The organism is Alteromonas sp. OM2203 (assembly GCF_048517045.1).
GTDB classification, from domain to species: Bacteria; Pseudomonadota; Gammaproteobacteria; order Enterobacterales; family Alteromonadaceae; genus Alteromonas; species Alteromonas gracilis.
Genome location: NZ_CP183209.1, coordinates 3,810,613 through 3,829,257, shown reverse-complemented (window position 1 = coordinate 3,829,257; position 18,645 = coordinate 3,810,613). Strand labels below are relative to the sequence as shown.

General features: G+C 45.2%; 13 protein-coding genes and 1 pseudogene. 11 read left to right on the top strand and 3 right to left on the bottom strand.

The window, feature by feature from the left end; genetic code table 11:
- Positions 1 to 272 precede the first annotated feature (272 nt).
- Together ACM0P2_RS16865 and ACM0P2_RS16860 are read left to right on the top strand one after the other, a co-directional pair.
- Complete coding sequence (locus ACM0P2_RS16865; RefSeq protein ID WP_173360911.1) at positions 273 to 3,452, top strand: TonB-dependent receptor; 3,180 nt, start codon at positions 273 to 275, stop codon at positions 3,450 to 3,452.
- A 193-nt stretch (positions 3,453 to 3,645) separates the two neighbouring features.
- Positions 3,646 to 4,329 (top strand): type 1 glutamine amidotransferase domain-containing protein, encoded by a 684-nt coding sequence (locus ACM0P2_RS16860; protein ID WP_419226854.1) that lies wholly within the window; start codon positions 3,646 to 3,648, stop codon positions 4,327 to 4,329.
- 134 nt (positions 4,330 to 4,463) lie between these two features.
- Here ACM0P2_RS16860 and argR read toward each other — a convergent pair whose 3' ends face one another.
- On the bottom strand, positions 4,464 to 4,928 hold the full coding sequence (gene argR / locus ACM0P2_RS16855; protein ID WP_105930397.1) for a transcriptional regulator ArgR: 465 nt from the start codon (positions 4,926 to 4,928) through the stop codon (positions 4,464 to 4,466).
- A gap of 237 nt (positions 4,929 to 5,165) precedes the next feature.
- On the opposite strand from argR, the gene mdh reads away from it, so the two are divergent.
- Positions 5,166 to 6,104, top strand: coding sequence for a malate dehydrogenase (mdh, locus tag ACM0P2_RS16850; protein ID WP_159120450.1), 939 nt, complete (start codon positions 5,166 to 5,168; stop codon positions 6,102 to 6,104).
- A gap of 548 nt (positions 6,105 to 6,652) precedes the next feature.
- Here mdh and ACM0P2_RS16845 read toward each other — a convergent pair.
- Positions 6,653 to 6,823 (bottom strand): hypothetical protein, encoded by a 171-nt coding sequence (locus tag ACM0P2_RS16845; RefSeq protein WP_202941858.1) that lies wholly within the window; start codon positions 6,821 to 6,823, stop codon positions 6,653 to 6,655.
- 510 nt (positions 6,824 to 7,333) lie between these two features.
- On the opposite strand from ACM0P2_RS16845, the pseudogene ACM0P2_RS16840 reads away from it, so the two are divergent.
- Positions 7,334 to 8,426, top strand: a pseudogene (locus ACM0P2_RS16840) (peroxidase family protein); the annotation flags it as partial.
- A 186-nt stretch (positions 8,427 to 8,612) separates the two neighbouring features.
- On the opposite strand, the gene ppc reads toward ACM0P2_RS16840, so the two are convergent.
- Entirely contained in the window at positions 8,613 to 11,234 is a 2,622-nt protein-coding gene (gene ppc, locus ACM0P2_RS16835) for a phosphoenolpyruvate carboxylase (RefSeq protein WP_159120452.1), read from the bottom strand.
- Between the two features lie 232 nt (positions 11,235 to 11,466).
- Here ppc and ACM0P2_RS16830 point away from each other — a divergent pair, with 232 nt between their 5' ends.
- From ACM0P2_RS16830 to nqrE, 7 genes are all read left to right on the top strand, one after another.
- On the top strand, positions 11,467 to 12,087 hold the full coding sequence (locus ACM0P2_RS16830; protein WP_390608695.1) for an FKBP-type peptidyl-prolyl cis-trans isomerase: 621 nt from the start codon (positions 11,467 to 11,469) through the stop codon (positions 12,085 to 12,087).
- Between the two features lie 299 nt (positions 12,088 to 12,386).
- Positions 12,387 to 13,565, top strand: coding sequence for an enoyl-ACP reductase FabV (fabV, locus tag ACM0P2_RS16825; protein WP_419226853.1), 1,179 nt, complete (start codon positions 12,387 to 12,389; stop codon positions 13,563 to 13,565).
- A 511-nt stretch (positions 13,566 to 14,076) separates the two neighbouring features.
- Complete coding sequence (locus ACM0P2_RS16820; protein WP_159120455.1) at positions 14,077 to 15,417, top strand: Na(+)-translocating NADH-quinone reductase subunit A; 1,341 nt, start codon at positions 14,077 to 14,079, stop codon at positions 15,415 to 15,417.
- A 3-nt stretch (positions 15,418 to 15,420) separates the two neighbouring features.
- Positions 15,421 to 16,623: an NADH:ubiquinone reductase (Na(+)-transporting) subunit B gene (locus ACM0P2_RS16815; protein ID WP_014950797.1), complete on the top strand. Its 1,203-nt coding sequence runs from the start codon at positions 15,421 to 15,423 to the stop codon at positions 16,621 to 16,623.
- Positions 16,613 to 17,377 (top strand): Na(+)-translocating NADH-quinone reductase subunit C, encoded by a 765-nt coding sequence (locus ACM0P2_RS16810; protein ID WP_105930389.1) that lies wholly within the window; start codon positions 16,613 to 16,615, stop codon positions 17,375 to 17,377. The genes ACM0P2_RS16815 and ACM0P2_RS16810 overlap by 11 nt, the downstream gene beginning before the upstream one ends.
- A gap of 10 nt (positions 17,378 to 17,387) precedes the next feature.
- A complete protein-coding gene (locus tag ACM0P2_RS16805; protein ID WP_118492037.1) occupies positions 17,388 to 18,020 on the top strand; it encodes an NADH:ubiquinone reductase (Na(+)-transporting) subunit D in 633 nt (210 codons plus the stop codon).
- A gap of 3 nt (positions 18,021 to 18,023) precedes the next feature.
- The gene (gene nqrE, locus ACM0P2_RS16800; RefSeq protein WP_159120456.1) at positions 18,024 to 18,632 is read left to right on the top strand and encodes an NADH:ubiquinone reductase (Na(+)-transporting) subunit E; all 609 of its coding nucleotides are present in this window, start codon (positions 18,024 to 18,026) and stop codon (positions 18,630 to 18,632) included.
- Positions 18,633 to 18,645: the final 13 nt, after the last annotated feature.

The window sequence follows — 18,645 nt, the reverse complement described above, 5'->3', positions numbered from 1 at the left end:
TTGCCCGTCTGTCAAGAATAGATCCAGCAAATCGAAGCGGGTCAGCAATAATAATAACAAGTAAATTAACTTGACCATGTGGTCAAGAAAAAATTTGCAAACTCAATAATCTCGTACGATTGCTGTTAAATAAAAATGTAAAAGTGTAATAAAAATGACATGAACCTTGACGACAATTCATCAGGTTCCGGTTAAGATGCAAGCACACTGCGTGATTTATGTGCAGTCTTTGGCCGAAAAAAAGAATTTTAAACAAAAAGGGAAACACACACATGAGCTCAACAGCTAAGTTCAGTCGCATCGCGGCTGCGGTTGCGTTGTCAATCGGTTTGTCGACCACTGCAATGGCGCAAGAAACGTCTTCTTCGATGCAGGGACGAATTTTGACTCCTACAGGCGCTCCAGCTGCCGGCACCGTTATTAAAGTGATTCACGAACCTTCAGGTACAACTCGTGAAGTTATCGTTGGTGAAAATGGTGCATTCAACGTCCGCGGTCTTCGCGTTGGGGGTCCTTACACAATCGTAGTCGACTCAGATGCGTATCAAGATACAACAATTGATAGCGTATTCTTAGAACTAGGTAACCCATTCGGTCTAAACCTAACTCTAGATGATCAAAGCGACATCGAAGTAATCTCAGTTAGCGGCAGCAGTATCGCGGCAACAGCTTTTGGCGCAACAGGCCCTCAAACGGTTTTCGACATCGAGTCTCTTGAAAACGCGCCTGCAATTAACCGTAGTATTGGGGATATTGTTCGTGCAGACCCACGTGTGTTCCTTAACGAAGCCGGTAATGATGCGATCAGCTGTGGTGGCCAAAGCCCTCGTTTTAACAGTCTAACGCTCGATGGTATTCGCTTGAACGATGCGTTTGGTCTAAATAGCAACGGTTTTCCTACTGAACGTCAGCCATTCTCATATGACGCCATCGACCAAGTGGCTGTTGAACTTGCACCGTTCGACGTAGAGTATGGTGGCTTTACTGCGTGTAACATCAACGCAGTAACCAAGTCTGGTACAAACGAGGTAAAAGGAAGTGCTTTTTATGACTTCACTAGTGACTCATACCGCGGTGAGGAAGTTAACGGCGTAGAGCGTGACAACGGCAACTACACTGAGCGCCGTTACGGTGTGAACGTTGGTTTTCCTCTAATTGAAGATACACTTTTCTTTTTCGGTGCCTACGAGAAGCTAGAAGGTGTGCAGTTGTTTGACTACAACGCTTTGGGTCGAACTGTAACTCAAGGTGATATTGACCAAGTAGCTGAAATTGCACAGCGCGTATACGGTTACGATGTTGGCGGTCTACCTGGCTCAGCTCCAGTTGAAGATGAAAAAATTCTCGTTAAGTTAGACTGGAACATCTCTGATGCGCACCGTGCCAACCTTGTTTACAATTGGAATGATGGTTTCAGCATTAGTCAGTCTGATGGTGGTTCGACTCGACTATCTTTAGACAATCACTTTTACGAGCGTGGCGCTGAATTAACTACAATTGTAGGCTCGCTTTTCTCTGATTGGAATGACGATTTCTCGACTGAATTGCGTATCGGTCATACCGATCTTGATAATCGTCAGGTTTCTTTGGACGCTGCATCTGGATTTGGTGAAGCGCAAATAAACACTGCAGACGGCGGTACGATTTACATCGGTCCAGATGACTCACGTCAGTCGAATAACCTTGATTACACAGTATTTAACTTCAAGTTGGCTGGTACTTATTACTACGGCGATCACACAATCACCGCAGGCGTCGAATATGAAGAAGTCGATGTTTTCAACTTGTTCATGCAGCACACAGTAGGTGAGTATCGCTTCCTTAGCATAGCTGACTTTGAAGCAGGTCTCGCGGACCAGATTTATTACAATAACTCCGCAGGTACTAACAACCCAGATGACGCAGCAGCATCTTTTAAACAGGATATTACTACGTTCTATATTCAGGATGAGTTCTATCTTACTGACGACCTGAAGATTATGGCTGGTTTACGCTATGAAAGATATGGCTCTGACGACACGCCAACAGCTAACCAAAACTTCGCAAACCGCTATGGTTTCCCTAACACCATGAATGTCGACGGGCTAGACCTAATTCAACCGCGTGTTGGCTTTAACTACACGGTTAATGACGACTTAGAAATTCGCGGTGGTTTAGGGCTATTCTCTGGTGGTAACCCGAACGTCTGGATTTCAAATGCATATTCTAACGACGGTGTTACCAACGTGGGTACTGTTGTAAACCGTTTCGGAAGTGATATACCAGGATTTGTGCGAGGCGAAACGTCAATCTTAGATATCGATCTTTCTGGTGAAGGTCGTCCAATCTATGATGCGCCTCAAGCAATGGTAGACCTAGTAGCTGGTACCAGCATCACAGATGGTGATGCACAGGTAAACGCTACAGATCCTGACTTTGAAATACCATCAGAGTGGAAGTACAATTTAGGTGCAACGTGGACAGCACCGGGTGATTACTTAGTAACGGCTGATATCATCTATACTGACCGTCGCGACGCCCCTATTGTTCGCGAAGCCAATCTTGAGAGAACGGGTGAAACTACATTTGATGGCCGCCCTGTGTATACTGAGATAGATGACGGTCGTCGTCTAGGCCAAGACTACATTCTAGGTAACGTACGTGGCGACAGCGGTAGCACGCTGCTGATCTCTGGTGCTATTTCTAAAGAGTGGGATAATGGCATTGACGCTACATTAGGTTACTCTTATGTAGATGCGGAAGATGCACACCCAATGACCAGCTCAACAGCAGGCTCAAACTATGAAAACGTTGCGGTTACTGACGTCAACAATCCAGGTGTAGCAACATCTGACTATGCAATCAAGCATCGCTTCACTTTCAATTTAGGTTACGCTCATGAGTTTTTTGATGGCTACGAAACTAGCTTCAACCTTTTCATGACTGCTAACGAAGGCCAGCCTTATTCGTTTGTGTTTGGCGATAACGGTGCCTTTGGTTGGGATAGTGCAGATTTCCGTCAACTTCTTTACGTTCCAACTACTGATGATGCAAACGTGACATTTGTAGACAACGTAGACCGTGATGGTAATGTTCTACAAACTGCGGAAGAAGCGCGTGCAGGATTCAACGAATTCGTTGAAGCTTACGGCCTAACTCGTGGTGAAGTTGTAGAGCGTAACTCTGAAACTTCTAAGTGGTGGTTTAAAGCTGATATTCGTATCTCTCAAGAGCTACCTGGTTTTGTTGAAGGTCACAAGGCAAGTGCATTCTTTGTTATTAACAACGTAACAAACCTTCTCAATGACGAGTGGGGTGATTTCCGCCAAGGTTCAACACGTCTAAATGTGGTAGATGTTGATCTTAATGATGCCGGCGTCTACGAGTATAGTAACTTCGGCATGCCAGCAGAAAATGTTCAACGCGATGCTTCTTTATGGGAAATGCGTATAGGTGTTAACTACCGCTTCTAAACAATAGTTAACACTAACTACTAGTTGTAGTGTTAGGTGCCACTCTCCTTTACAGGAGGTGGCACTTTTTTATGCCTGTGATTTATCTCACTCATTTGCTACTAATCGATCCTTCTCTTCTTTTATGATCTAAGACCCTCCACCACACGAATTAACGGGCGTTACATTTTTTAAATGCTCGCAAGGAGGGCTTATGTCAAAACGTATGTTAATGGTAATGACGTCTCACGAAATTATGGGCGACACGGGTGAGAAAACAGGTATGTGGCTAGAGGAGTTCGCCGCACCTTATTACGCATTTAAAGACCAAGGTTACACAATTACATTGGCCTCGCCGATGGGTGGGCAGGTTCCGATTGATCCTAACAGTCTATCTGACGATGCCATGACAGATGATGCAATTCGATACACGAAAGATGAATTAGCACGTAGTGCGATAGCGTCAACTATTCCACTTGAAGATGTACGTGCTGACGAATTCGACGCGGTATTTTATCCTGGCGGTCATGGACCATTGTGGGACCTCTCAGATAACGCGCACTCTATCAAATTGATTCAAGAGACTATTGCCGCTAATAAGCCCGTCGGAGCAGTTTGTCACGCTCCAATCGTGCTGAAGGATGTAAAAACTCCTGATGGCAAGTATTTAGTAGACGGCAAAGCCGTAACCGGTTTTTCAAATAGCGAAGAAGCCGCAATGGAACTCACTGATGTAGTGCCTTATCTTGTTGAAGATGAGTTAGTCAAGAAAGGCGGAAATTATGAAAGTGCAGATGATTTCGCTGTGAAGGTTTGTACTGATGGTCTATTGGTTACCGGTCAAAATCCGCCATCGTCACGCCCAGCAGCAGACGCGCTCATTAAGCTTCTGTCCTAATTAACGTGCTAATCCTAAAAATGAAGAAACCGCCTTATTACGGCGGTTTCTTTGTTTTGCGAAGCTATAATTTCATTTAAAGCGCTTTTTAACCAATGGCACTTTTACTTGTACTTTTAAGCAAAAGCACTTTTTTAAACGTTCTCAAACAGGTCTTCAACCCGCTGTCTTAGCTCTTCTATTTTAGATACATCTGCGGGGGCAATAAATATTGTATCATCGCCGGCAATGGTACCTAACACACCGTCTTTTTTGCTCAAAGAATCTAGCAAGCGCGCGATAAGCTGAGCAGCACCTGGACTCGTTCTGATAATCACCATCACATTGTTGTGCACAATGTCTAATACGAGCTGTTTTAACGGGCTTTTAGCCGTTGGCATACCAAGCTCAGGGGGAAGGCAATAAACCATGTCACCACGGGCGTTACGCGTTCTTACCGCACCAAACTTGCTCAGCATTCTTGATATTTTTGACTGGCTGATATTGTCAAAGCTTTGCGACTTCAAAGCATCCACAATTTCGCCTTGTGAACCGTAACTTTCCGCTTTGAGAATCTCTTTAAAAGCCTTGATGAGTTGCTCTTGTTTTGCGTTTGCCATTAGCGCTCTTTTCTTTTCTGAGGGTTATCGTTAGGAATTATATTTAGTATGCGTATATTGTGCCGCACAGGTGGACTTTGCGCAATTTCTTTGCATAATCATTCATGATAATGAATATCGAATAAAAATCGCCATAAATAACGTTAATAAGACGATCCGGTGATTGAGTTTTCCCCCGCGTTGCATTAGTGTGACGTTCCGTTTAAATACGTGAAGTAATCCCATAGGAGAAATGGTATGAAAGTAGCCGTGTTAGGTGCTGCCGGTGGTATTGGTCAGGCGCTGTCTTTGTTGTTGAAAACACAATTGCCAGCAGGTTCAGATTTAGCGCTTTACGACGTTGCGCCAGTAGTTCCTGGTGTTGCCGTTGATTTGAGCCACATCCCAACTGCGGTAAAAGTAACCGGTCACGGTAAAGATGACCTTGCTGGTGCATTAACTGGAGCAGACGTTGTTCTTATTCCAGCAGGTATGCCTCGTAAGCCAGGTATGGATCGTTCTGATCTGTTCAACATCAACGCCGGCATTGTTAAAAACCTAATTGAAGGTGTAGCTGATAACTGCCCGAACGCGTGTGTTGGTATCATCACTAACCCAGTGAACACTACTGTAGCTATTGCAGCTGAAACGCTAAAAGCAAAAGGCGTTTACGACAAGAACAAGCTTTTCGGTGTAACTACGCTTGACGTTATCCGTGCTGAAACTTTCGTTGCTGAACTTAAAGGTGTAGACGTATCTTCAGTGCACGTACCGGTAATCGGTGGTCACTCTGGTACAACTATCCTTCCTCTACTTTCACAAGTTGAAGGCGTTGAGTTTACTGACGAAGAAGTGTCTAGCCTAACTACTCGTATCCAGAATGCGGGTACTGAAGTTGTTGAAGCAAAAGCGGGCGGTGGCTCTGCAACCCTATCTATGGGTCAAGCAGCAGCACGTTTCTGTTTATCTCTAGTTGCAGCAATGCAAGGTGAGAACGTGGTTGAGTACACTTACGTACAAACTGACGATAGCGACGACGCAGCATTCTTCGCACACCCAGTTCGCCTAGGTGCAAACGGTGTTGAAGAAATCTTGCCATACGGCGAGCTAAGCGCATTTGAAGAAAAAGCGAAAAACGACATGCTTGAAGGCCTACGCGGCGACATCAAGCTAGGCGTTGACTTCGTAAACGGCTAATCGGTGAGTGTCATTGGCGGGCCTTTGAACGTAGGCACGCCGTGAATACTTCCCTGTAGGCTTCGCCACCGCTTCCCTGCGGTGGAGAGCCTACTTATCAAAGCCCCGCCACCTCCAAACACCTCAATAGCCTAATCACTGAAGTTTTTTTAGAAAAGAGCAGTCTGTTACGACCTTACTTATTGAGCTTTTTTTGTTGCATCTTTGTAGACATTGCGACGGCGTTTGTGGTGCAAGTTTACTTATCAAAACTTCTCTCAGCCCCAAATCTCATTTTTCTATATTTACAGATTTATTACCCACAGATAGGGGGGCTTCGTTAAAATCCAAACGTTGAATAATTCCATGCTGAAGAATGACTATGTAACCCAGCGTTAGTACGGTAAATGTGTAAAAAAAAGAATCGCTATCTTTCAAGTAGGAGGCGATGAACGTTGTAAAGATCAAAACTAGGTAAGTGAAATCAGCCAATTTTTTATGTTTCATGGTGTTTTACCCTCATTAGGTGGAGATTAAAAGCTCGCCCAAAGGTGAGCTTTTATCACTTCTTACTCGTCGAAATAGCCAATGAACATCATTGCTCCGCCGACAGCGAGTCCGAATATACCTGTAGCTGGACCTCCGGCAATCCCAAGGCCTATTACTGCCATGCCTCCAGAGGTCCAGTCACTCATTGCTCCAGACACTTGTGTTACTTCTTCTACATTTAACTCTTGCATAAGTCATCCTTAATCTATTAATAAAAGCCCCAAGAATTGGGACCTTTAAAGTGTATTAAGGTCGAAGCGACTTTTTAACTGTATGGATGATCTGTTTGTAACCTCTTGTGGGAAACCATGATTAATAAGGTCATATTATGTTGGCAATTTCGAATGGAACTGTGTTTAGGTTAGTTCAGAGATGGGTATTTCGTTACATCAAAAAGCCTGATTTCACCTGAATCAGCAGTAATACCTTTAACTGTAGTATAAGCATAACCCTTCAATATTCTGTGGCTGTCAGCCATGAGAAAAAGATTAGCGGCATACCTGTATTAGTTCTAATGGGCAAGTGCCAATATGATGAGATAATGTTTTTGTAATGTGGGAAAGAGCAAAATTTTGGCTATCCTTGAATAACGCTTTTTTGAAGTCGAAGGTGGTGTCACAGCGTAACCCCATAGGCCAATCCTATAACCTAACTAACGTGTGAGTTGTATAACGCAAACGAACAGGCAAAGAGGATGTAATATGAGCGATGCAAAGTTAGGTGATGTAAATGATTCGACAAAAAAATGCCCGGTCATGCATGGTGGTTTAACAGCCACGGGGACAACAGTAATGGACTGATGGGCTGAAGCCTTAAACTTAGACATTTTGCATCAGCACGATACGAAGACAAACCCAATGGAAGAGGACTTCGATTACCGTGAAGAGGTTAAAAAACTAGACTTTCAAGCCCTTAAAAAAGATCTCACCGACTTAATGACAGATTCACAGCCTTGGTGGCCAGCAGATTGGGGGCACTATGGCGGTCTTATGATTCGTATGTCGTGGCATGCTGCAGGCTCGTACCGAATTGCAGATGGGCCTTATTTACGTAAACCCTGAAGGCGTTAACGGTAAACCAGATCCACTTAAAACGGCAGCCCTCGTACGTGAAACCTTTGCGCGTACGGCAATGACCGACGAAGAAACCGTTGCGTTAGCAGCCGGTGGCCACACGGTCGCTAAATGTCACGGTAACGGAAGCGCAGAAGCGTTAGGCCCAGACCCAGAAGCAGCAGGCATTGAAGAAGCGGGTCTTGGTTGGATGAACCATGAGAGTCGCAGTATTGGTCGCGATACCGTATCAAGTGGCATTGAAGGCGCGTGGACGACGAATCCTACGCAATGGGACAACGGATATTTCCACCTACTGCTTAATTACGATTGGGAACTGAAAAAGTCTCCTGCCGGTGCTGAGCAGAGGGAACCAATTAACATTAAGGAAGAAGGTAAGCCTGTTGAAGATCCATCAAAACGCTATAACCCTATTATGACCGACGCCGATATGGCGATGAAAATAGATCCAGAATATAGAAAAATTTCTGAAAAATTCTATAACGATCGTGAATATTTCAGCGAAGTGTTCGCTCGTGCATGGTTTAAACTTACTCACCGCGACCTAGGACCAAAAGTTCGTTATATAGAGCCTGACGTACCTGTTCCTTTCTCACTAGGACGTGGTGATGCCACTGACGACATGACCTATGCTGAATCGTTTGATCCGCTAGAGCCAATTGCAGATGGTTACAGAAACTACCTTCAAAAAGACTTTGTTGCAGCGCGGACGAAGGTGATGAACGCAGACCGTTTTGATCTAACTTGTTAGTACTTATCTTGAGTGTAAGTAGAAAGACTTAAGCAATAAAAAAGCCCGCTTCATCATATGAAGCGGGCTTTCTTGATCTTTTTACTTAGCGAAGCGATTGGTGACTAACAAAATAAAGCTATGTGCGTCAATTCAACCACTTCGCTAACACAGTGACTAACCTGTATTACGCATACCAATGGCAATACCCGCGATGGTAACCATCATTGCGCGTTCTAAGCTGGTGTTCTGTGCATCATCACCGGCTTTACGAATACGATCTAGAAGCTCAATTTGCAGGTAATGTAGAGGTTGTAAATACGCAGCGCGAATTTCCATAGACTCTTTACCCTGCGGGTCGTTCTTCATAATGTCGTCATCGCCTGTGATAGCCAACAGTGACGAGATGCTTTCTTTAAGCTCGCTACGCAGCGCTTCACCAAAGTGCTTGAGCTCTTTAGGTACAAGGCGCTCATCATAAGCTTCACTAATGCGTGGGTCGGCTTTGTGGAACACCATGTCTAGCATTGAAAGACGCGAACGATAGAATGGCCATTCGCTGAACATCTCGTTAACCACTTTCTCATTCTCAGGGGTCTTCACGCTATCAATAGCGCGCATCACGCCTAACCAGCTTGGCAGAACTAAACGGGTTTGTGCCCATGCGAAAATCCATGGAATAGCACGAAGACTTTCAATACCGCCTTGTGGCTTGCGCTTAGCAGGGCGACTACCTAGCGGAAGTTTACCTAACTCTTGCTCAGGTGTTGCCACGCGGAAGTAAGGTACGAATTCTTCATCGTGTCTTACCGTAGCGCGGTAGTTATCGCGACCTTGGGCTGCCATTGCGGTAATAAGCTCTCGCCATTCTTCTTTAGGCGCCGGAGGCGGGAACAACATGGCTTCAATAATAGCGCTGGCGTAAATACCTAGGCTGCGTTTAGCTAGCTTTGGCATGCCGAACTTATAGCGAATAGTTTCGCCTTGTTCTGTTACACGGAAGCCGCCGTCTAATGAGCCAGGAGGCTGAGAGTAGATAGCTGCATGTGCAGGCAAGCCACCACGACCAATCGTACCACCACGACCATGGAATAGGGTCAGGCTTACGTCAAATTCATCAGCAATGGCTACAAGCGCTTCTTGCGACTGGTACTGTGCCCAGCCTGCTGCTAGTGCACCAGCGTCTTTTGCTGAATCAGAATAACCAATCATCACAAACTGACGACCTTTCACGTAACCGCGATACCAGTCGATTGATAGAAGTTTGCGCATGACATCAGGTGAGTTGTTCAAATCGTCCAACGTTTCGAACAATGGCGCTACTGGCATTGGCCAATCTACACCGCTTTCCTGAAGTAGTAACTGAACCGCTAATACATCTGATGGCTCACTTGCCATAGAGATAATGTAGATCCCAAAGCCGTGCTTGCTGTGTTTCGCAATAACTTTACAAGTATCGAGTACTTCTTTTACGTCATCAGACGCATCCCATTGCGCAGGGAAGAGTGGGCGTTTTGAGCCCAGTTCTCGCAACAAGAACGCTTGCTTGTCGGCTTCGCTCCACTGTGCGTAGTCGCCAAGGCCAAGATAACGAGTTAACTCGCTAAATACGTCGGCGTGACGCTCAGAGTCCTGACGTACGTCTAGGCGTAGAAGGTGAATGCCGAAAACACGTGCACGGCGAATAGTATCTAGAAGTAGACCATTTGCTACAACCTGCATACCGCAGTCTAGTAGAGACTGATAGCAAAGCATGAGCGGTTCGATAAGCTCGTCGTCGCTTTCTATCCAGTTTGACGTGTCCGGGTTTTTACCCGCAAGATAGTCGGCAATACCATCGCGGGTAGCAATGAACTTGTTCACTAAAGGGCGAAGTAGGGCGCGGTATGGCTCGATGGCGTCGCCCACTTTTTCGCGTAGTTCTTCGTTGCAATCGTACATTGAAAGTTCAACTTGCAAACGATCAAGGTCGATAGCGAAAAGCTTAGCTGCGCGCTTTCTTGCCAGTAGCAATACTTGCTCGGTTACCTTTGAAGTAACAAATGGGTTGCCGTCTCTATCACCACCCATCCAAGAACTAAATTGTACTGGTGATGCGTCTAGCGGTAGCGATACGTCATAGTCTTCGTTTAATCGGCCATCAAGCTCGCGCATGAAATCAGGTACGGCTTCCCATAACGAGTTTTCAATAACGGAAAAGCCCCAACGCGCTTCATCAACGGGGGTAGGGCGAACTGAGCGAATTTCTTCAGTGTGCCAAGCTTGCGCAATAAGATCAGCAATGCGGGTTTCGATTTTCTTACGCTCAACATCACTAAGCGACGCCTGATGCACTGCTTGAAGGCAGTCGGCGAGTTCTTTGTGTTTGTGAATAAGCGTTCGGCGCGTGACTTCAGTCGGGTGCGCAGTTAATACAAGGTCAATATTCAGCTTTGCTACAGCATCTTGTACTTTGTCAGCTGTTAATTCAGCTTTATCTAGGTGTTTGAACAGCGCATCAATTGATGCATCGACATTCATTGCCGCGTTGTACTCTTGCTCGGCAATATTGCCCAAATTCAAGAATTGTGCGAAAGCACGGCCAACAGTCAACAAATCGCTGTCAGACATTGTTTTGAAAGTTTCTTTCAGTTCTTCACTGCATGCAGCGTCTCCCTGATAAGAGGCTCGGCCGCCTTTACGAATCTTTTCAATGCGGTCAAGCCACTCTTGACCCAATTGATTTTTGATTGTTTCACCAAGGGTTTTACCAAGGTATCGAACGGTATCTTTCAGTTCAGCATCATAGTGTGTTTGCATGCTATCCTCCTAAATATATGGGCTAACCATACTGTGTCCTTTGCGACTTGTCTAACCACTTTCGGTTATAATTTACAACATTTTGATACTTTTGCACCCTAATTAACATTGCTCAAAGCAAGATATTTTATGGTGTGATACACTCTTGCACCGGAAAATGCAGAAACATTTTCGCATTATGCGGTTTGTTTGAAATTTGTACTGCATTTGTAATTTAATTTCAGGAGTTCTTGTGACTGATACATTCAACACAGTAGAAACCCAAGCAAGTTACGGCATTGGTTTTCAAATGGGTCAACAATTGCAATCAAATCCTTTTGACGGTTTGGCAATCGATGCAGTTGTTGCTGGCCTAAAAGACGCTTTTGCGGGTCAAGCCCCTCAAGTTGACAACGATACGCTGCGCGATGCGTTCGGCGAAATTCATAAGCGTATGCAAGCGGCTAAAGAAGAAGCGAGCAAAGCAGTTATTGAAGAAGGCACAAAGTACCTTGAAGAAAACGCGAAGCGTGACGAAGTAACGGTAACTGAGTCTGGCCTTCAGTATGAAGTCATTGCGGAAGGTGACGGTGAAACACCAGATGCATCTAGCACTGTTCGTGTTCACTATCACGGTACGCTTATTGACGGTACAACATTTGATAGCTCTTACGAGCGCGGTCAGCCGGCTGAATTCCCTGTTGGTGGCGTGATTAAAGGTTGGACCGAAGCCCTTCAACTTATGAAAGCAGGTGCTAAGTACCGTTTATACGTACCACATGACCTAGCTTATGGTGAACAAGGTGCTGGTGCAGCGATTGCCCCATACAGCACATTGGTATTTGATGTAGAACTACTAGACGTTCTAGGTTAAAAACACCATTACAGGAGTGCTCACTAGCGCTCCTGTAAAATTCAGCCTTCACTTTTCTTCCCTCAGTCTCTTCTTTTGTTTTCCCACAAATATTTATTAGTTCTCGGCTAACAAGATGAAGTGATGCCGTTGTTTAATAACCTGTAAAATATAACAAATCTTCAAATATGAACGGGTGAGTGCTCAAGTTTTGTTGGTGTAACTACACGTATGCGATATGCTGGTTCCTTATCTGCTCCGAGTTGTTATCAGTGGCTTCGGCATTACAATAGGCCCACGCTCAAATAAGGAAAATTATTATGGTTATCAAGCCTAAAGTGAGAGGCTTCATTTGTACAAACGCGCATCCGGTAGGCTGTGCTAAAGCGGTTGAAGAACAGATTGCTTATGTGGAAGCGAAAGGTGACTTGGGCGAAGGTCCTAAAAACGTATTAGTGATTGGAAGCTCTACAGGCTATGGCTTGGCGTCACGTATCACATCTGCCTTTGGCTATGGCGCAAAAACACTTGGTGTGTGTTTTGAGAAAGCACCAACGGAACGAAAAACAGGTACAGCCGGTTGGTATAACACAGCTGCATTTCATGAAAACGCGAAAGCGAAAGGCCTGTATGCAGACACCATCAATGGCGATGCATTCTCTGATGAAATTAAAAACGAAGCCATTGAAAAGATCAAAGCGGAAATGGGCAAGGTTGACTTGGTTATCTATAGCCTTGCATCGCCCCGTAGAACCGACCCTGAAACAGGCGTAACGTATAAGTCTACCCTTAAGCCAGTAGGTGACGCATACACAACAAAAACCTACGATACCGATAAAGACAAAGTACACGAAGTGGCATTAGAGCCAGCTAACGACGAAGAAATTCTGAACACTATCAAAGTAATGGGTGGCGAAGATTGGGAACGTTGGATGGACTTTTTGCGCGACGCAGATGTGCTTGCTGAAGGCTGTAAAACAACGGCGTATACCTACATTGGCAAAGAGTTAACATGGCCTATCTATGGTCAGGCAACGATTGGAAAAGCGAAAGAAGACCTTGATCGCGCCGCTGCCGCTATTATTGGCAAAAACAGCGACTTACTTGTGCAAGCAAATGTGAGCTCGTTAAAAGCATTGGTTACGCAAGCAAGCTCGGCTATTCCAGTGATGCCACTTTATATTTCACTTATATACAAGGTGATGAAAGAAGAAGGTACTCACGAAGGCTGTATTGAACAGATTTATGGCTTGTTTACACAGTGCTTATTTGGCAATACACCAACGTTAGACGAAGCAAATCGCTATCGTATGGATGGTAAAGAAACGAACGACGCTACTCAAGCGAAAATTAAAGCGCTGTGGGACCAAGTGACACAAGAGAACTTTCATGACTTAAGTGACTACAAAGGTTATCACCATGAGTTCTTAAAGTTGTTCGGTTTTGATATAGAAAATGTAGATTACGACAGCGAAGTTGACCCATTAGTTAAGTGGTAATTCTTTAACTTACTATTAATTAACGTAACGTTTAAAAATGAAAAGCCGTCTGATTTGACGGCTTTTTTACGCCTAATTACAGTCTACTACATAGGAAAGCTGCGCAAAATGTAAATGAGTGAGACCAAAGGTTTACATTAAATTGTAGAAAAATTTGCCTTTATACTTAAATAGCGTGGCACAAACGTATGGGTTAATGCTAAAATCCCGAAATTAAGTAGGGGCCTTTTCTGCCTCTACCAAAACAGCAGTAGCGATTGCAGCTACACAACAACAAGAATAAGTGTAAATTTCTGCTGGTGGTCTATAAAAATAGGGCGAATTAAGCGTCCGCAAAAGGAATTATGCGTTACGGCTTCATAACAGGCTGACCGTAACAATTGCAGCAGGTTCCATCATTCAACAACGAAAAGGTGTCTAACACCTGTTAATAGTGCGTTTTTGCATACTGACAGGCCGGTTTCCTGCGGTCATGCAAAAGGGTATTTCTATTAGAGTAGTGCGATTACATATGATAAAAATCAAGAAAGGTCTCGACCTCCCAATTGAGGGAGCGCCAAAGCAGGAGATTGCTGATGCATCTGCTGCTACGCGCGTTGCCATTCTGGGAGAAGAATATGTGGGTATGCGCCCTACCATGCACGTCCAAGTTGGCGATGTAGTGAAAAAAGGTCAGGTACTTTTTGAAGACAAAAAGAACCCTGGCGTTAAATTCACTGCCCCAGCAGCGGGTGAAGTGGTAGAGGTTAACCGTGGTGCAAAACGTGTTCTTCAGTCTGTAGTTGTTAAAGTAAGCGGCAGTGATGCTGTGACATTTGACAAAATTGCAGCTGACCAGATCGCGAGCGCTTCACGCGAGCAGCTTCAGTCAATCCTTGTAGAGTCAGGCATGTGGACGGCGTTCCGTACACGTCCATTTAGCAAATCTCCAAAGCTAGACTCTGTTCCAAGTTCAATTTTCGTTACAGCAATGGATACTAATCCACTGGCAGCAGATCCTGCTGTGATTATTGCTGAGCGCCAAGACGATTTCGTAAATGGTCTTAAAGCGTTAACGCAATTGAGCGGCGGCAAGACTTACGTTTGTAAAGCGGCAGGTGCGTCAGTTGCTACTGGCGATGCGGCAGTTGATGTTGAAGAATTTGGCGGTCCTCACCCTGCGGGCCTACCGGGTACTCACATCCACTTCCTTGATTCTGCCGGCATGAACAAAACGGTTTGGCACATCAATTACCAAGACGTAATGGCGATTGGTGCATTGCTGACTTCAGGCGAGCTAGATAACCGTCGTGTTATTTCACTAGCAGGTCCTGCAGCAACAAACCCACGCCTAGTGCGCACGGTAATCGGCGCAGACTTAACCGAGCTAACTGCAAACGAGCAAGTTGACGGTGAAGTACGTGTTATCTCTGGTTCTGTACTTAGCGGTACAACGGCGATGGGCGTCCACGGTTTCTTAGGTCGTTTCCACACCCAAGTTTCACTATTAAAAGAAGGTCACGAGAAGAAATTGTTCGGTTGGATCCTACCTGGTTCAAACCAACACTCAGTGACACGCGCTTACTTAGGTCACCTAAGTGGTAGCAAGAAATTTGATATGACAACAACTACCAATGGTTCAGAACGTTCTATGGTTCCAATTGGTAATTACGAACGCGTTATGCCCCTAGATATCATTCCTACGCTTCTGCTTAGGGACCTGATTTCTGGTGATACTGACGGTGCTCAGACATTGGGTTGCTTAGAGTTGGACGAAGAAGATTTGGCATTGTGTACTTATGTATGCCCTGGCAAATATAACTATGCTCCTATCTTACGCGACTGTTTGGCCACGATAGAGAAAGAGGGTTAAGTCATGGGTTTAAAAGCGTATTTAGAAAAGATCGAACCAAACTTCGAACCAGGTGGTAAGCACGAAAAGTGGTATGCGCTTTACGAAGCTGCGGCGACCATTTTCTACACCCCAGGTAAAGTAAACAAAGCTAACACGCACGTGCGTGACAGCATTGACCTTAAGCGCATCATGATCATGGTATGGATGGCAACATTCCCAGCTATGTTCTTTGGTATGTACAACATCGGCTTCCAAGCGCAAGAAGCAATTGCTGCTGGTGCAGGTACACTACCTGATACGTGGCAAGCAGGCCTATTCGCTGCACTTGGCGGAGACTTGGCAAATGCGGGTACACTAGGTCTATTTTTCTATGGCGCATGTTTCTGGTTGCCAATCTACGCGGTAACGTTCGCGGTAGGTGGTTTCTGGGAAGTATTGTTCGCGTCTGTGCGCAAGCACGAAGTTAACGAAGGTTTCTTCGTTACATCGGTGTTGTTCGCACTAACACTTCCAGCCACTATTCCTCTATGGCAAGTTGCACTAGGTATTACCTTCGGTGTTGTTATTGCTAAAGAAGTATTCGGTGGTACAGGTCGTAACTTCCTTAACCCAGCACTGTCTGGTCGTGCATTCCTATACTTTGCATATCCTGCACAAATTTCAGGTGACCAAGTATGGGTAGCGGCAGATGGTTATTCTGGTGCAACGTCTCTAAGCCAAGCGGCGTCTGGCAACCTTGACTATGCGAACATGGATCAGTGGATGAACAGCTTCATCGGTACTATCTCAGGTTCTGCGGGTGAGGTGTCTACCCTTGCTATTATTCTTGGTGGCTTGTTCATCATGTACATGCGTATAGCAAGCTGGCGCATTGTTGCTGGTGTAGCAATTGGTGTGGCGTTCTTCGCAACCTTGCTAAATCTAATCGGCAGCGATACTAACCCTATGTTTGCAATGCCTGCACATTGGCACTTTGTTGTTGGTGGTCTTGCTTTTGGTATGTTCTTTATGGCGACAGACCCAGTTTCTGCGTCGTTCACAAACCAAGGTAAGTGGGCTTACGGTATCTTCATTGGTTTCATGACGGTACTAATCCGCGTCCTAAACCCAGCCTTCCCTGAAGGTGTAATGCTAGCGATTCTATTTGCTAACTTGTGGGCGCCACTGTTCGACTATTTCGTCGCACAAAGCAATATCAAGCGGAGGGTAGCACGTGTCGGCTAAGAAAGAATCTTTAGGCAAAACGGTAGGTATTGTTGTTGCCGTATGTTTAGTTTGTTCAATTGTTGTTTCTGGCGCGGCTGTTGGCCTTCGCTCTCTACAACAAACAAACGCTGCTCTTGATAAAAAGAGTAACATTCTTAATGCTGCAGGCCTTTACGAAATGGGCATGAGCAACAACGCAATTGAAAGCACGTACAGCGAGCGAGTAGAGCAGCGTTATGTAAATCTTGACGAAGGTACTTTTGTAGAAGCGCCTAAGCCAGATTACGATATGTATAAAGCAGCCAAAGAAACTGAGTACAGCACAAAGGTAACTAACAGCAATGTTGGCTTCCAGCGCCGCCCTAACGTGGCAAGTGTTTACTTAGTTCGCGACGACGCAGGTGATGTTTCTCGTATCATCCTTCCTGTACACGGCAGCGGCCTTTGGGATCTTATGTACGGTTTCTTAGCGGTAGACGCAGACGGCCAAACGGTTCGCGAGCTTATTTACTATCAGCAAAAAGAAACACCAGGACTAGGTGGTGAAGTGCAAAACCCTGCTTGGCAGGACAAATGGGACGGCAAAGAGCTTTACGAGAATGGCGAAGTTGCTATTCGCGTAGTGAAAAATGCTAACCCTAGCAATCCTCACACTATCGATGCGCTTTCAGGTGCAACCCTAACCAGCAACGGTGTTGAAAACACAATTCGTTACTGGGTAGGCGAGCAAGGCTTCGGCCAGTTCCTGAAGAACCAAGCATGGCGTTCATAAGGGAAGTCTCATGGCAGATACTAAAGAAATGAAAAAGGCCCTCTTTGGGCCAATCCTGGACAACAACCCGATCGCCCTACAGGTATTGGGTATCTGTTCAGCACTGGCAATTACCACTAAGCTGGAAACAGCATTGGTAATGTCGCTTGCGCTTACCAGCGTTGTAGCGTTCTCAAACTTGTTTATTTCACTAATTCGCAACCAGATTCCATCTAGCGTTCGAATTATTATCCAGATGACCATCATTGCGTCGTTGGTAATCGTTGTTGACCAAATTCTGAAAGCGTATTCGTATGAGATATCGAAGCAGCTGTCGGTATTCGTTGGTCTGATCATTACTAACTGTATCGTGATGGGTCGTGCTGAAGCCTACGCCATGAAGAGCCCACCTCTGATGAGCTTCCTTGATGGTATCGGTAACGGCTTGGGTTACTCTTTCATCCTAGTTGTAATTGGTACAATTAAAGAGCTATTTGGTTTCGGTACTATTTTAGGTTTCGAAATCCTTCCATTGGTTCAAAACGGTGGCTGGTATCAGGGTAATGGTTTGTTAATCCTACCATTCAGCTCATTCTTCTTAATCGGCGGTATGATTTGGGTAATCCGTACTATCCGTCCAGAGCAAGTAGAGCCTAAGGAGTAAGTCATGGAACATTATTTGTCGTTATTTGTTCGCTCAATCTTTGTTGAGAACATGGCGTTATCACTTTTCTTAGGTATGTGTACCTTCCTTGCGGTATCTAAAAAAGTTAAAACTGCTATGGGTCTTGGTGTAGCGGTAATCGTGGTACTTGGTATCTCGGTTCCGGTTAACCAAATTATTTATGTAAACATTCTTGCTCCAGGCGCGCTAGCATGGGCAGGTTTCCCAGAAGCTGACCTAAGCTTCCTTAACTTCCTTACGTTTATCGGTGTTATCGCGGCATTGGTACAGATCCTAGAGATGAGCTTGGATAAGTTCTTCCCAGCGCTTTACAATGCACTAGGTATCTTCCTTCCGCTAATTACCGTTAACTGTGCAATTTTCGGTGGTGTGGCATTTGCGGTACAACGTGAATACAACTTGACCGAAAGTGTTGTTTACGGCGTAGGAAGTGGTATGGGCTGGGCAATAGCAATTGTATTGTTAGCGGCAGTACGTGAAAAGCTTAAGTATGCTGATATGCCTGATGGTGTTCGTGGTCTTGGTTCTGTATTCATGATCGCTGGCCTAATGGCACTTGGCTTCCAGTCATTCACTGGTATTCAGCTGTAATAGAGCTCGGGAG